Source organism: Massilia sp. CF038 (assembly GCF_900129765.1).
In the GTDB taxonomy this organism is placed as follows: domain Bacteria; phylum Pseudomonadota; class Gammaproteobacteria; order Burkholderiales; family Burkholderiaceae_D; genus Telluria_A.
Genome location: NZ_FQWU01000002.1, coordinates 1186556 through 1201228, shown reverse-complemented (window position 1 = coordinate 1201228; position 14673 = coordinate 1186556). Strand labels below are relative to the sequence as shown.

Sequence of the window (14673 nt, the reverse complement as noted above, 5' to 3'; positions counted from 1 at the left end):
GTGTTGCGCTTACTTGCTAGCGGGGCGGTAAGCGTCGAGTTCTTCCGTGACGGTCGATTCCACAGCGCCAAAGCCGTTGTGGAATTTGCGCACGACCTTGACCATGGCTTTTGTTTCGGGCGAGTACCAGTAGGTGAACTTGTAGCGTTCGGCTGCGAGGTTTTCGCCTGCTGACAGTTTGGCGTTGTTCACTTTGGTGCTTTGCCAGACAGCGTCGATCTTGGTGGTCTCGAAGGTGCCGGCAGGGACCGAAATGGTTTCTTTGCCGACCACGACGTACTTGCGTTTGCTCTTCTGGTCTTTTTCAACGACTTCGGTATCCCAGTCCATGCCAGGCGCAAATTCGATGGTGCAGGTGTTTTCCAGTCCCAGGGAGCCGCCGCCGGCGACGTCAATCAGGCAGCCGCCTGCTTCGACTTCGCCGATCTTGCGCCACTCCGGTCCGCCGCGCACTTTGACTTCGGCCAGCAGCGATTGATAGACCAGTTTGTTGGCGTCCGTTTTGCTGGCGATCTTGTAGTTGATCAGGGACTTGGTGCTGTTGCTGCCGATCGTGACCGTCTTTTTGTAGGTCCAGCTGTCACCGACAGCCAAGGGTTCGATGTGGAGCGGGGGAATGTCGCCCGCCACTGCCAGGGTGGAGGTGAGGCAGGCCAGCGTTGCCAGGAGTTTGAGTTTCATGGGGACCTTCTTCTGCGGAATTGTGTCAGAGCATAGTGTAATGGGAGATTGTTGGGGAGGGGCAAATTTTCGCGGGGGGGGTAACAACTGAGCGTGGAGGCGGAGGGCAAGAAATCGCGCAGCGATTTCCCTTTGGTCAGACGAATCGGAGAGCCCCGCGCGAGTACGCGCGGGTCGCTTCGCCGGCTCGCCGCATGCGGCTCGAAACCCCGGCTACGCCCCGCTGACGCGGGTTCAATTCCCGCCGCCATCACGGGACGGCGAAAAAAAACCGTCCACTGGACGGTTTTTTAGGATGCTGTGGTGGAGGCGGCGGGAATCGAACCCGCGTCCGCAAGCACTCTACAGACAGTTCTACATACTTAGCACTGCCATTTAATTTAACCGGTACAACGCGGACGTGCACGCTGTGTACAAGCGAGTTACCTATTATTTAGTCCGGAACTAAGTAACCCAGTTCAAGACGAGTCCCTGTAAATGACTCTAGAGCTTTTGACGGCCCACCCCAGGGACGAGGTGTTCTAGAGCTAGCAGCAATTAAGCTGCGAGTGCGTACGAGTTATCGTTTGCAGTTAAGTTTTTCAGGTTGTATTTACGAGGTAGCCCGCCCTCGGTATGCCCTGCGCTGCTTTGCAACCCACGTCGAAACCAGGTCGCCCCCACAGAACCTCTATTGTAGCGCATCACGCCATTGGGTGGCGCGCTCGCATGAGTACCGAATTCCCCGTTGACAGAAGAGAATGATGCGACTTCCTAGCAACAAAAATTGCCGTGCGGAACGAAATAAGTTGCCGCACGTCATGTGTTGCCGTATAGTATCGTTATTGGTTGTTAATTAAACGATCACTCCCCACTAATTTGACACAGGAGTTTCATCCATGATTTCCCGTAAAAATGCTCTGAAAATGTTCGCCGCTTTCGTCTTCGCCGCTATCGGTGGCAGCGCAGTTGCTGGTGAAGTGCCAGCCGTATTCGATGCCAAGAGCTGCAAGGCTGAATATCCAAAAGCATCGCTGATGAACGAAGAGCAGGGCGTTGTGTCGATGATGTTCCTGGTGTCGGCTGAAGGCCGCGTTCTCGAGTCGAAGCTGGACAAGACCAGCGGCTTCAAGGGCCTGGACAAAGCAGCGATTTCCGCTGTCTCCGCTTGCAAGTTCAAGCCGGGCAGCAAGGATGGCAAGCCAGACAGCACCTGGACCAAGGTTGAATACAGCTGGACCCTGAGCTAAGACATTCCCGTTTTTCCTTGATGTTCTGACTTGACCACCCTGCGGGGTGGTTTTTTTTCGACTGGGCAAACCGATACATCGTCCTCGCGCAGGCGGGGACCCATAGCGTGCACGATATACCACTAAGCCAGCGTGGCATGGGTCCCCGCCTTCGCGAGGACGATGTGGGGGGATATTTATGCCACCATCGATTTTTTGGCGGGCGCAGCCAATACGTTGCGCACCAGTTCCAGCAGATCGGTTGGTGTATCCAGCAAATAATCAGCGCCCCAGTGCACCGGTTCAGTCGCGCCGCAGTATCCCCAGGCGCAAGCCACGGTCGTCATGCCGGCAGCACGCCCCGCTTCGATATCGCGCAGGTCGTCGCCCACATACCAGCAATCCGTCGGCGCAATGCCGAGCCGGCGCGCACCTTCCAGCAAGGGCGCCGGATGCGGCTTGGCCACACCCACCGTGTCACCGGAAATAATGCAGCCGGCGTGCGCCAGGCCAATCTGCGGCACCAGCGGGTCGGTAAACCGCGCCGGCTTGTTGGTGACGATGCCCCAGGCCACGCCAGCGTGCTCCAGCCCGTCAAGCAATTCGGTCACGCCTCCAAACAAGGTCGAGTGCACTGCCATGGCAGCTTCATAATTGCTGAACCACTGCAAACGCAAGGCTTCGTAGCCCTCGTCAGCCGGCGTCAAGCCAAAAGCCGCACCGATCATGCCGCGTGCGCCAGCCGAGGCGGTTGGCCGCAAAATGGCGTAGGGCGTCGGTTCCAGTCCGCGCTCGACGCGCAGCATATTGACGGCGGCCGCCAGGTCGGGAGCGGTATCGGCCAGCGTGCCGTCAAGGTCGAACAGAATGGCGCGCGGGCGCTGCGTGGTGGAAGTCATGGGATCAGCGGATACGGTCAGAGCGGACGGCTGCAAGCCACCATGTAATTCACATCGGTGTCCTGGTTCAGCGCGTAGATTTTGGTCAGCGGGTTGTAGGTCATGCCCTTGATGCCATCGACTTGCAGTCCGGCTTCGCGCACAAACTGCGACAGCTCGGCCGGGGTGATGAACTTGGCATAGTCGTGCGTGCCTTTCGGCAGCATGCGCAGCAGGTACTCGGCACCCACCACGGCAAACAGATACGCTTTCGGATTGCGGTTGATGGTCGAGAAGAACACGTGCCCGCCAGGCTTGACCAGCGTGGCCGCGGCTTTGACGATCGAGGCCGGGTCCGGCACGTGTTCCAGCATTTCCATGCAGGTCACCACGTCGTACTGGCCCGCTTCTTTGGCGGCCATGTCTTCGGCGGCAATGTGCTCGTAGCGCACCGTGACCCCTGACTCCAGACTGTGCAGGTCGGCCACTTTGAGCGCTTTTTCGGACAGGTCGATCCCGGTCGCGTCAGCACCTTTCCGTGCCATGGATTCGGTCAGAATGCCGCCGCCGCAACCGATGTCGATCACTTTTTTGCCGGCCAGCGCAACCTTGGCATTGATCCATTCCAGGCGCAGCGGATTGATCTCGTGCAGCGGTTTGAATTCGGACGTGGGATCCCACCAGCGGTGGGCAAGTTCACTAAATTTCTGGATTTCGAGAGGGTCGGCATTCATACGCGGAATAATAGCGGGAAATTGGGTAGGACGGTGTTTCTTTGCCCGTCAGCGGGGCAGAAACCGGGTCAAAAAAAATGCCGTTCAGCGAAACTGAACGGCATCTGCTTGACGGCGCGGGCTTGCAAAGCAAGCCCGGCAAGTCAGGAATTACTTGGCGCGGGTGCCAACGACTTCGATTTCAACGCGACGGTTCTGGGCGCGGCCAGCGTCGGTCTTGTTGTCGGCCACTGGCTGCTTCTCGCCTTTGCCTTCGGTGTAGATGCGGTTGGCATCGACGCCTTTACCTTGCAGGTAGGCTTTGACCGATTCAGCACGGCGGATCGCCAGCTTTTCGTTGTAAGCATCGGTGCCTTTGGAGTCGGTGTGGCCGACGGCAATGATGACTTCCAGGTTGATGCCGCTCAGTTTCGAGGCCAGATCGTCCAGCTTGGCTTTGCCTTCTGGCTTCAGGGTAGCTTTGTCGAAATCGTAGAACGCGTCTGCAGCGAAGCTGACTTTTTCTGCGGTGATGGTTGGCTCAACCACTGGTGCAACTGGTGCCACCGGGGTCACTGCAACTGGCTCGACCACTGGTGGTGGGGTCACGCATTTGCCATCTTCCAGCTTGGCTGGCTCAACGCACACTGGCAGGTCGCATCCTGGAATGGCATCGGCCTTGGTCCAGGAACCGGTACGCCAGCACAGGCCGAACGGATCGCGTGCGACGACGCCGCGCGCGTCAATCACGTAACCGGCGTTGCCCTTCGGCGCAATGATGTCGGTGGTCAGGGGAGCAAACGGAGGCGAGGTCTGCGCCATGGCGCCATTGGCCGCTGCTGCAACTGCCAAAATCATTGTCAATTTTTTCATTGTTTTCTTTCCTTTCGGGGGATATCCGCAGTTTCCACTGCGCTACTGGGCTTGTGAACAAGATAGTAACAGCTTGCCCCACTGGTACCTGTTACAAATTGTGAAACAGGCAATTAACGTTTAATCATTTTGCCACACGCTTAGAAATAGCACGACCGCGCTAATTCAATAGGACATGATTGTACAAGGCCTCGTTGTATTCGTGCAACATGCAGTAGTAACGCAGATTTGAATGACGCCGTCATGACATTCCATGCGGGTTTGCAGGATTTGACCAGCTGCCATACGGCGCATGCTAAAATCCCACGCTTCTGTTGATAAGATCGGCGTTCGCACCGCGATGTGCGCTGGCCGGATCAGCAGGCACCCATGCAGCATTTGCGTACAGCTACTATAACCACAGCCTGAGATCAGTCGACCCGCCAATGGATCAATTCGCAAAAGAAACAATCCCCATTTCCCTCGAAGAAGAGATGCGCAAGAGCTACCTCGATTACGCCATGAGCGTGATCGTGGGCCGCGCCTTGCCGGATGTGCGCGACGGCTTGAAGCCGGTGCACCGCCGCGTCTTGTTCGCCATGCACGAAATGAACAACGTGTACAACCGCCCGTACGTCAAGTGCGCACGCGTGGTCGGCGAAACGATGGGTAAGTATCACCCGCACGGCGATGCGTCGATTTACGACACGCTGGTGCGCATGGCCCAGGACTTCTCGCTGCGCTATACGCTGGTCGACGGTCAGGGTAACTTCGGTTCCATCGACGGCGACTCCGCTGCGGCAATGCGTTACACCGAGTGCCGCCTGGACAAGATCGCCAGCGAAGTATTGGCCGATATCGACAAGGACACCGTCGACTTCCAGCCCAACTACGACGGCAAGGAAAAAGAGCCAACGGTTCTGCCAACCCGCATTCCGAACCTGCTGATCAATGGCTCGTCCGGTATCGCCGTCGGTATGGCAACCAATATTCCGCCGCACAATCTGACCGAAGTGGTCAATGGCGCGCTGCACGTGCTGCGTAACCCGGATTGCACGATTGACGAACTGATCGAGATCATTCCGGCGCCGGACTTCCCGACTGCCGGCATCATCTACGGCGTGTCCGGTGTGCGCGACGGTTACCGCACCGGCCGCGGCCGCGTGGTCATGCGCGCCAAGACCCACTTCGAAGAATACGGCAAGGATGGCGGCCGCATCGCGATCATCGTCGATGAGCTGCCGTACCAGGTCAATAAAAAGTCGCTGCTTGAGCGTATCGCCGAAAACGTGCGCGACAAGAAGCTCGAAGGCATTTCCGATATCCGCGACGAGTCCGATAAGTCGGGCATGCGCGTGGTCATCGAACTGAAACGCGGCGAAGTACCGGAAGTGGTGCTGAACAATCTGTACAAGCAGACCCAGCTGCAAGACACCTTCGGCATGAACATGGTGGCGCTGGTCAACGGCCAGCCCAAGCTGCTCAACCTCAAGCAGATGCTGCAATGCTTCCTGGCGCACCGCCGCGAAGTGGTCACGCGCCGCACCGTGTTCGAATTGCGCAAGGCGCGCGAACGCGGCCACATGCTCGAAGGCCTGGCCGTCGCGCTGGCCAACATCGATGACTTCATCGCCATCATCAAGGCCGCGCCAACGCCGCCGGTCGCCAAGACCGAACTGATGGCGCGTGCCTGGGATTCGTCCCTGGTGCGCGAAATGCTGATGCGTACTGCCGAAGGCAGCACCGTGGGCGGCATCGACGCTTTCCGTCCCGAGCACCTGCCAAAGCACTACGGCATGCAGCCAGATGGCCTGTACAAGCTCTCCGACGAGCAGTCGCAAGAGATTTTGCAGATGCGTCTGCAGCGTTTGACCGGTCTGGAACAGGACAAGATCGTCAACGAGTACAAGGACATCATGGCGCACATCGCCGACTTGCTCGACATTTTGGCCAAGCCGGAACGCGTGACGACCATCATCACCGATGAAATGACCGTCATCGTCAATGACTACGGCACCGGCAACAAGGACGTACGCCGTTCGACCATCGAACTCAATGCCACCGACCTCGAAACCGAAGACTTGATCACGCCGCAGGATATGGTCGTGACCTTGTCGCACACCGGTTACATGAAGTCGCAGCCGATTTCCGAGTACCGCGCGCAAAAACGCGGTGGACGCGGCAAGCAGGCCATGGCCACCAAAGAGGAAGACTGGATCGACCAGCTGTTCATCGCCAACACGCACGATTACATTCTGTGCTTCTCGAACCGCGGCCGCATGTACTGGCTGAAGGTGTGGGAAGTGCCGCAAGGCTCGCGCAATTCGCGCGGCAAGCCAATCGTCAACATGTTCCCTTTGGCCGATAACGAGAAGATCACCGTGGTCCTGCCGCTGTCCGGCGTGAACCGCACCTTCCCGGAAGACCATTACGTGTTCATGGCGACCAGCCTGGGTACCGTGAAAAAGACGCCGCTGAAGGACTTCAGCAATCCACGCAAGGCCGGCATCATTGCGGTTGACCTGGACGACGGCGACTTCCTGATCGGCGCTGCGCTCACCGATGGCGAGCACGATGTCATGCTGTTCTCCGATTCGGGCAAGGCAGTGCGCTTTGACGAAAACGATGTCCGTCCGATGGGCCGTACCGCGCGCGGTGTGCGCGGCATGAACCTGGAAGATGGCCAGAACGTGATCGCGCTGCTGGTGGCCGAGAACGAGCAGCAGTCCGTGCTCACGGCAACCGAAAACGGCTTCGGCAAGCGTACGCCAATTACCGAGTACACCCGCCATGGCCGCGGCACCAAGGGCATGATCGCGATCCAGACCTCGGAACGCAACGGCAAGGTGGTGGCAGCGACGCTGGTCGACACGACCGACGAAATCATGCTGATCACGACCGGCGGCGTGCTGATTCGCACCCGCGTGTCCGAGATCCGCGAGATGGGCCGCGCCACCCAGGGCGTGACGCTGATTGCAGTCGAAGACGGCACCAAGCTGTCGGGTCTGCAACGCATCGTCGAAACCGACCTGGAAGAAGTCGATCTGGAGAATGCACCGGAGTAAGCCTGCAAGGGGCGCTGTTTCATGCGAAAATGACAGTGCCCCAAGCGCGCAGGTGGAAAGCGGAAAGCGCCTTCCACCATTGCTGGTGCCACGATGGCGCAGGCAGTGGTGGAAGGCGTTTTCTTTTGGGAAGACGAATACCCATTTCATCGTCCTCGCGCATGCGGGGACCCATAGCACTGTGCCGAATTCGATCAGCGTGCTATAGGCCCCCGCCTTCGCGAGGGCGATGGTAACTATATTTTGATGTCGCACATGAAAAGACTGTTCCTCGCACTGTTAACCTTCACCCTGATCGGTTCCCATGCGTCGTCCTTTGCAGCCGACGAAAAAATCGACCCCATGGCGGTCGCCGTCGCGCACGACCTGCTGGTGGCCATGCGCTTCAAGTTCACGCTTGAGCAGGAACTGAAAACCGCATCGGACAATGCACCTGCCGTCCTGCGCAGCACCGCCGGCAAAAAACTGGCCGCCGACAAGACCCTGGACGCGGCCACCCGCGCCAAACGCGTTGCATCGATCGAAAAGAAGCTGCCGGCAGCCGACCTGGCACTGGAAAAGCTGTTTGCCGACCCGGCCACCACCGAGACCATCACCAACGAAACGGCCAAGCTCTACACGCGCTATTTCACGATCGCCGAGATGCAGAAAATCGCCGCCTTCTACCGCACACCGGAAGGCGCCAAGACGCTGGCCCTGGCGCCGCGCATCCTGAGCGAATCGCTGACGCTGGGCCAGACCTTCATGGCGCCGCGTACCGAAAAAATTCTTGAAGAGCTGATGCAGCCCGCCGATAAATAAGAGGACCCCACGTGACCCAGATCTACAATTTCTCCGCCGGCCCCGCCGTCCTGCCGAAAGAGGTGCTCGAACAAGCCGCCGCCGAAATGCTCGACTGGCATGGCAGCGGCATGTCCGTCATGGAGATGAGTCATCGCGGTCCCGAGTTCATTTCGATCTACCAGGCTGCCGTGCGCGACCTGCGCGATCTGCTGCGCATTCCGGATAATTACCAAGTCCTGTTCCTGCAGGGCGGCGGCCTGGGCGAAAATGCCATCGTGCCCATGAATCTGCTGGGCCGCCACAAGCAGCCTGCCACCATTGACTTTGTGCACACCGGCTCCTGGTCTGGCAAATCGATCAAGGAAGCAAAGCGCTATGCCGAAGTGAACGTGGCTGCCACTTCCGAACCCGGCCACTTTACCTCGGTGCCGCCGCAGGAATACTGGAAGCTCACGCGCGACGCCGCTTATGTTCATGTCTGCACCAACGAAACCATCGACGGCGTCGAGTACAACTTCGTGCCCACCGTGCAGGGCGACACGCCTCTGGTAGCGGACATGTCCTCGCACATCCTGTCGCGCGAAATCGACGTTTCGAAGTACGGCGTAATTTTCGCCGGCGCGCAAAAGAACATTGGCCCTGCTGGCCTGACGCTGGTGATTGTGCGCGAAGACCTGCTGGGCAGCGCGCTGCCGATCTGCCCTTCGGCCTTCGACTGGAATATCGTGGCAGAACACGACTCCATGTACAACACGCCGCCGACCTACAGCATCTATATTGCGGGGCTGGTGTTTGCCCATCTCAAGCGCCAGGGCGGGGTGGCGGCCATGGAACAGCGTAATATCGCCAAGGCGGAGCTGCTGTATGCGGCGCTGGACGCCGATGATTTTTACCAGAACCGCGTCGCCAAAGACTGCCGCTCGCGCATGAACGTGCCGTTCTTCCTGCGCGATGAAACGCTGAACGATCAATTCCTGGCCGGTGCAAAAGCGCGCGGCCTGCTGCAACTGAAGGGCCACAAGTCCGTCGGCGGTATGCGAGCATCGATTTACAACGCGATGCCGATCGAGGGCGTGCAAGCCCTGGTCGATTATTTGAACGAGTTCGCCGGCCGGTAATATGCCGCTGGTGCCGTCCACCGCACAATGACTGCATGACCATGACAGACAAATTGACACCCTTGCGTGAACAGATCGATGCCATCGATGCGCAAATTCTCGACCTGCTGAGCCGCCGCGCGCAACTGGCGCAGGAAGTCGGCCACGTGAAGGCCGAAACCAATGCGCCCGTGTTTCGCCCCGAGCGCGAAGCCCAGGTGCTGCGCGGTGTGGCTGAACGCAATCCCGGGCCGCTCAAGGGCGCCGAAGTGCAAACCATCTTCCGCGAAATCATGTCCGCCTGCCGCTCGCTGGAAAAGCGCGTCACCGTCGCCTACCTGGGCCCGGCCGGTACGTTCAGCGAGCAGGCCGTGTACCAGCAGTTCGGCAGCGCGGTGGAAGGTTTGCCCTGCATCTCCATCGACGAAGTGTTCCGTGCCACCGAGGCCGGCACCGCCGATTTTGGCGTCGTCCCGGTGGAAAACTCGTCCGAAGGCGCGATCAACCGCACGCTCGATCTGATGCTCGGCACCACCACCATCATCAGCGGCGAAATCGCCATTCCCGTCCACCACAGCTTGATGACCAAGACGGGCAACATGGATGGTGTGACGGTGGTGTGCGCCCATTCGCAGGCGCTGGCCCAGTGCCAGGTCTGGCTCAATCAGCACTATCCGCATATCGAACGGCGCGCAGTGGCCTCGAACGCAGAAGCGGCCGTCATGGCCAGCAAGGATGCTTCGATTGCCGCCATCGCCAGCGAAATGGCAGGCGAGCAGTATAAGCTGGGCGTGGTCAATGGCCACATCCAGGACGACCCGCACAACCGCACCCGCTTTGCCGTCATCGGCCACCTGCAAACCAATCCGTCCGGCGCCGACCAGACCTCGCTGGTACTGGCCGTGCCCAACAAGGCGGGCGCCGTGTACAACCTGCTCGCCCCCCTGGCCGTGAATGGCGTGTCGATGACGCGCTTCGAATCGCGCCCGGCCCGCATCGGCACCTGGGAGTACTACTTCTACGTCGATATCGAAGGCCACGTGCAGAATCCAGCGGTGGCCAAGGCGCTCGAGGAACTCAAAGATAACGCAGCATTTTTCAAGGTCCTGGGCTCGTATCCGCTCAGCCTCACATAACCCACTTCAGAGATAGTCCATGTCCCAGCAATACGGTCCAGATTACGTTCGCGCCATCGCCCCTTACCAGGCAGGCAAACCCATCGCCGAAGTCGCCCGCGAGTTCGGTCTTGACGAAGCCAACATCGTCAAGCTTGCCTCGAACGAGAATCCGTTCGGCGTGCCGGAGTCGAGCAAAACCGCTATGGCCGCTGCGGTGGCGGACCTGGGCCGCTACCCGGACGCCAATGGTTTCGACCTGAAGGCGGCGCTGGCCAAGCGCTACGATGTGCCGGCCGACTGGATCACGCTCGGCAATGGCTCGAACGACATTCTTGAAATCGCCGCCCACGCCTTTGTGCAAAAAGGTCAGGCCGTGGTGTACTCGCAGTATTCGTTTGCTGTGTACGCGCTGGCCACGCAAGGCGTGGGTGCGCGTGCCATTGTGGTCCCTGCCAAGGAGTATGGTCACGATCTCGACGCCATGTCTGCCGCCATCGACGCCGACACGCGCCTGGTCTTCATCGCCAATCCCAACAACCCGACCGGCACCTTCATTCCGGCGGCGCAGATCGAAGCCTTCCTGGCCAAGGTACCTGCGCACTTGGTGGTGGTACTCGACGAAGCGTACAACGAATTCCTCGCGCCCGAGCAGCAGTTCGAGTCGGCCAAATGGGTGCAGAAGTATCCCAATCTGCTGGTCTCGCGCACCTTCTCCAAAGCCTACGGCCTGGCCGGTCTGCGCGTGGGCTTTGCCATTGCGCAGCCTGCAGTGACGGATCTGATGAACCGCATTCGCCAGCCCTTCAACGTCAATTCGCTGGCGCAGGCTGCGGCCATCGCGGCATTGAATGACAAGCCATTCCTGGAGCAGGGCGCCAAAAACAATGCGGCTGGCTACAGTCAGTTTGTGGAAGCGTTCCAGGAACTCGGCCTGGAATACGTGCCGTCCTTTGGCAACTTCGTGCTGGTCAAGGTCGGTAACGACGACGGCGCCGGTGCACGCGTGAATCTGGCCCTGCTCAAGCAGGGTGTGATCGTGCGCCCGGTGGGCAATTATGGTCTGCCGCAGTGGCTGCGCATTTCCATCGGCCTGCCGCAGGAAAACGCGATCTTCATTGCCGCCCTCAAAAAGGCGCTGAGCTGACGTGATCGATAAAGTCGTCATCTTCGGTGTGGGTCTGATCGGCGGTTCGTTCGCCCGGGCCTTGCGCCATGCTGGCGCAGTGGGCACCATCGTTGGTGTGGGCCGCTCGCCCGAGGCCATGGCGCGTGCCCTGGAACTGGGCATCGTCGATCAGGTGGCCCCTTCTGTGCAGGATGCGATGCGCGGCGCAAGTCTGGTGCTGATCGCAGCGCCGGTGGCGCAGACCGGGCGTATTCTGGCGTCGCTGGCTCCGTTTCTGGAGCCTGGTACGGTGGTCACCGATGCCGGCAGCACCAAATCGGACGTGGTGGCCGCCGCGCGCGCCGCGCTGGGCAACAAGATTGGCCAGTTTGTACCGGGCCACCCGATCGCAGGGCGCGAGACCAATGGTCCCGACGCTGCCATCGTCGATCTGTACATCGGCAAGAAAACCGTACTCACACCCTTGCCTGAAAATGCGGCCGCCGATGTGGCGCGCGTGGCTGCCGCCTGGACCGCGTGCGGCTCGGTGATCCATCAGCTTTCAGCACAGGACCATGACAAGGTATTTGCCTCGGTCTCGCACCTGCCTCATTTACTTGCGTACGCGCTGGTTGACGATATCGCCAACAAGCCGCACGCCGATTTGCTGTTCCAGTATGCAGCCTCCGGTTTTCGCGACTTTACCCGCATTGCCGGATCCTCGCCTGAAATGTGGCGTGACATCAGCCTGGCCAATCAGGCCGCGCTGTTGGGGGAGCTCGACTCGTATATGGCACAATTGACCGCATTGCGGGCCCACCTTGCTTCAGGCAACGGCGCGGCCATCGAGGCGGTCTACTCCAACGCGCAGCAAGCCCGCTGCCGATGGATCGAAGCCATCGAGGCGGCCGAAGCGCCGCCACCCAAAGACACCGCAGAATAATCAGTAAGGAATTCCGGCATGACGCAGCAAAAGCACTACCCGCACCACCTTGATATTCATCCGGTCATGCACGTCGAAGGCGTCGTGCGCCTGCCCGGATCAAAAAGCATTTCCAACCGCACCTTGCTGCTGGCCGCGCTCAGCGAAGGCACCACCACCATCCACGATTTGCTGGCATCGGACGACACACTTGTCATGCTGGGCGCGCTGCGTTCGCTGGGCATCGGCTGGGAGCAGCTGGACGACCATACCCATATCGTCCATGGCGCGGGTGGCGCACTGCCGAACCACGAAGCCGATCTGTTCATGGGCAATGCCGGCACCGCCATTCGCCCGCTGACGGCAGCGCTGGCCGTGATTGGCGGCGACTTCACGCTGCATGGCGTCTCGCGCATGCATGAGCGTCCCATCGGCGACCTGGTCGACGCGCTCAACGCCGTCGGTGCGCAGATTGAATACACCGGTGTTGAAGGCTTCCCGCCGCTGCGCATCCGGCGCGGCCATATTCACGCTGACCGCATGTCCGTGCGCGGCAATGTGTCGAGCCAGTTCCTGACTGCCGTGTTGATGGCGGCGCCGCTGATGGTGCGCGAGCATCCGGTCTCGATCGACGTGGTTGGCGAACTCATTTCCAAGCCATACATCGAAATCACCCTCAACCTGATGCGCCGTTTTGGCGTGACGGTGGAGCAGGACGGCTGGCAGTCGTTCACGGTGCAGCCGGGGCAGAAGTACATCAGCCCCGGTGATATTCACGTCGAGGGCGACGCGTCTTCTGCTTCCTACTTCCTGGCCGCTGGCGCCATTGGCGGCGGACCGGTGCGGGTAGAAGGCGTGGGGCGCGACAGCATCCAGGGCGATGTGCGCTTTGCCGAAGCGCTGGAGCAGATGGGCGCGACCATCACCCGCGGCGACAACTGGATCGAGGCGAAATCGAATGGCGTGCTCAAAGCCATTGACGCTGACTTCAATCACATTCCCGACGCGGCCATGACGATTGCGGTGGCCGCCTTGTACGCGGACGGCACCAGCACCCTGCGCAATATCGCCAGCTGGCGCGTGAAGGAAACCGACCGTCTGGCGGCCATGGCCACCGAGCTGCGCAAGCTGGGCGCGGTGGTGGAAGAGGGCGCCGACTACATCACGATCACGCCGCCCGAGGAGATTCTGGCCGCGACCATTGAAACCTACGATGATCACCGCATGGCGATGTGCTTCTCGCTGGCGACCGTGGACGGCAAGGCGCGGCGCGGCAACCAGATGCGTATTCTGGACCCGAAGTGTGTGGCCAAGACCTTCCCCGATTATTTCGAAGCCTTTTCAGGAATCGCGAAAGAAACACTCATCTAAGATGTACCAACATCGCCCTCGCGCAGGCGGGGGCCTATACCACGTTACCGAAGTTGTTCAGCGTGCCATAGGCCCCCGCCTTCGCGAGGGCGATGGTTTTTTGTGCAGTTGCCAGTTCATTCTCATCTGTACTCTGCTGCTAAGATTGCAACTGCACCCGTCTCAACACCAAGGTCAAACCATGTCCACAACCCACGCCATCCCCGTCATCTGCATCGACGGCCCCACCGCCTCCGGCAAAGGCACGGTCGCCCACAAGGTCGCCGACAAGCTTGGCTTCCACTACCTGGATTCCGGCGCCCTGTACCGCCTGACCGCTCTGTCGGCAATCCGGCGCGACACGCCCCTGACCGACGAACACGCCCTGGCCAAGCTGGCCGAACACCTGCCGGCCCATTTCGCCGGCGGCGAAATCCTGCTGGCCAACGAAAACGTCACCCAGCTCATCCGCGCTGAAGAAGTTGGCAACATGGCATCGAAAATCGCTGCCTTGCCGACCGTGCGCCAGGCCCTGTTCGCTCTGCAACTGGGCTTTCGCAAGCCGCCCGGCCTGGTGGCCGACGGGCGCGACATGGGCACCGTGATTTTCCCCCACGCCCAGCTCAAGGTGTTCCTGACCGCAAGCGTGGCGGCGCGTGCGCAGCGCCGATATAAGCAATTGATTGACAAGGGGTTTTCTGCTAATATGGAAGACCTCCTGTCTGATTTACAGGCGCGCGACGACCGGGATACAAACCGGGCCATCGCACCGCTGGTGCCGGCAGAGGGGGCGCATCGCCTCGATACATCGAACATGACGGCTGACGAAGCCATCGAGCAAGTGTTGAAATGGTATGCGGCAGTCAAGTAGTAGCAGGTGCTTGTAGCAGCAATTGTGCCG

The 14673-nt window shown here is 60.0% G+C and carries 13 protein-coding genes and 1 other RNA gene; 9 read left to right on the top strand and 5 right to left on the bottom strand.

The features are described 5' to 3' along the window. Positions 1-9: 9 nt before the first annotated feature. A complete protein-coding gene (locus tag BUC24_RS15775; protein WP_073218120.1) occupies positions 10-681 on the bottom strand; it encodes a hypothetical protein in 672 nt (223 codons plus the stop codon). 301 nt (positions 682-982) lie between these two features. Beyond that, positions 983-1342: a transfer-messenger RNA gene (ssrA, locus tag BUC24_RS15770) on the bottom strand. A gap of 244 nt (positions 1343-1586) precedes the next feature. Between ssrA and BUC24_RS15765 the strand changes: the two genes are divergently transcribed. Continuing rightward, positions 1587-1910: an energy transducer TonB gene (locus BUC24_RS15765; protein WP_073220188.1), complete on the top strand. Its 324-nt coding sequence runs from the start codon at positions 1587-1589 to the stop codon at positions 1908-1910. A gap of 176 nt (positions 1911-2086) precedes the next feature. On the opposite strand, the gene BUC24_RS15760 is transcribed toward BUC24_RS15765, so the two are convergent. From BUC24_RS15760 to ompA, 3 genes are all read right to left on the bottom strand, one after another. Beyond that, the gene (locus tag BUC24_RS15760; protein WP_073218117.1) at positions 2087-2788 is read right to left on the bottom strand and encodes an HAD family hydrolase; all 702 of its coding nucleotides are present in this window, start codon (positions 2786-2788) and stop codon (positions 2087-2089) included. 17 nt (positions 2789-2805) lie between these two features. After that, entirely contained in the window at positions 2806-3501 is a 696-nt protein-coding gene (gene ubiG, locus BUC24_RS15755; RefSeq protein WP_073218115.1) for a bifunctional 2-polyprenyl-6-hydroxyphenol methylase/3-demethylubiquinol 3-O-methyltransferase UbiG, read from the bottom strand. Between the two features lie 150 nt (positions 3502-3651). Next, positions 3652-4353, bottom strand: a complete 702-nt coding sequence (gene ompA, locus BUC24_RS15750; protein ID WP_073218112.1) for an outer membrane protein OmpA — start codon at positions 4351-4353, stop codon at positions 3652-3654. A 425-nt stretch (positions 4354-4778) separates the two neighbouring features. Here ompA and gyrA point away from each other — a divergent pair, with 425 nt between their 5' ends. The 8 genes from gyrA (at position 4779) to cmk (ending at position 14643) form a co-directional block, all read left to right on the top strand. After that, positions 4779-7397, top strand: coding sequence for a DNA gyrase subunit A (gene gyrA, locus BUC24_RS15745; protein ID WP_073218109.1), 2619 nt, complete (start codon positions 4779-4781; stop codon positions 7395-7397). 255 nt (positions 7398-7652) lie between these two features. Further along, positions 7653-8198, top strand: coding sequence for a DUF2059 domain-containing protein (locus BUC24_RS15740; RefSeq protein ID WP_073218106.1), 546 nt, complete (start codon positions 7653-7655; stop codon positions 8196-8198). A gap of 11 nt (positions 8199-8209) precedes the next feature. Then, positions 8210-9298, top strand: a complete 1089-nt coding sequence (serC, locus tag BUC24_RS15735) for a 3-phosphoserine/phosphohydroxythreonine transaminase (RefSeq protein ID WP_073218103.1) — start codon at positions 8210-8212, stop codon at positions 9296-9298. Between the two features lie 35 nt (positions 9299-9333). Then, on the top strand, positions 9334-10413 hold the full coding sequence (gene pheA / locus BUC24_RS15730) for a prephenate dehydratase (protein WP_073218101.1): 1080 nt from the start codon (positions 9334-9336) through the stop codon (positions 10411-10413). A gap of 19 nt (positions 10414-10432) precedes the next feature. Continuing rightward, complete coding sequence (hisC, locus tag BUC24_RS15725) at positions 10433-11539, top strand: histidinol-phosphate transaminase (RefSeq protein ID WP_073218098.1); 1107 nt, start codon at positions 10433-10435, stop codon at positions 11537-11539. Between the two features lies 1 nt (position 11540). Next, positions 11541-12443 carry a prephenate dehydrogenase gene (locus BUC24_RS15720; RefSeq protein ID WP_073218097.1) on the top strand — a complete coding sequence of 301 codons (903 nt, stop codon included), beginning with the start codon at positions 11541-11543 and terminating at the stop codon, positions 12441-12443. Between the two features lie 18 nt (positions 12444-12461). After that, a complete protein-coding gene (gene aroA, locus BUC24_RS15715; RefSeq protein ID WP_073218095.1) occupies positions 12462-13793 on the top strand; it encodes a 3-phosphoshikimate 1-carboxyvinyltransferase in 1332 nt (443 codons plus the stop codon). A 181-nt stretch (positions 13794-13974) separates the two neighbouring features. Continuing rightward, entirely contained in the window at positions 13975-14643 is a 669-nt protein-coding gene (gene cmk, locus BUC24_RS15710; RefSeq protein WP_073218093.1) for a (d)CMP kinase, read from the top strand. Positions 14644-14673 lie beyond the last annotated feature (30 nt).

Bases quoted from the DNA above. Each gene is read 5' to 3' on its own strand.
- BUC24_RS15775 (WP_073218120.1), bottom strand. From the start codon at position 681: ATGAAACTCAAACTCCTGGCAACGCTGGCCTGCCTCACCTCCACCCTG.
- BUC24_RS15765 (WP_073220188.1), top strand. From the start codon at position 1,587: ATGTTCGCCGCTTTCGTCTTCGCCGCTATCGGTGGCAGCGCAGTTGCT.
- BUC24_RS15760 (WP_073218117.1), bottom strand. From the start codon at position 2,788: ATGACTTCCACCACGCAGCGCCCGCGCGCCATTCTGTTCGACCTTGAC.
- ubiG (WP_073218115.1), bottom strand. From the start codon at position 3,501: ATGAATGCCGACCCTCTCGAAATCCAGAAATTTAGTGAACTTGCCCAC.
- ompA (WP_073218112.1), bottom strand. From the start codon at position 4,353: ATGAAAAAATTGACAATGATTTTGGCAGTTGCAGCAGCGGCCAATGGC.
- gyrA (WP_073218109.1), top strand. From the start codon at position 4,779: ATGGATCAATTCGCAAAAGAAACAATCCCCATTTCCCTCGAAGAAGAG.
- BUC24_RS15740 (WP_073218106.1), top strand. From the start codon at position 7,653: ATGAAAAGACTGTTCCTCGCACTGTTAACCTTCACCCTGATCGGTTCC.
- pheA (WP_073218101.1), top strand. From the start codon at position 9,334: ATGACCATGACAGACAAATTGACACCCTTGCGTGAACAGATCGATGCC.
- hisC (WP_073218098.1), top strand. From the start codon at position 10,433: ATGTCCCAGCAATACGGTCCAGATTACGTTCGCGCCATCGCCCCTTAC.
- aroA (WP_073218095.1), top strand. From the start codon at position 12,462: ATGACGCAGCAAAAGCACTACCCGCACCACCTTGATATTCATCCGGTC.
- cmk (WP_073218093.1), top strand. From the start codon at position 13,975: ATGTCCACAACCCACGCCATCCCCGTCATCTGCATCGACGGCCCCACC.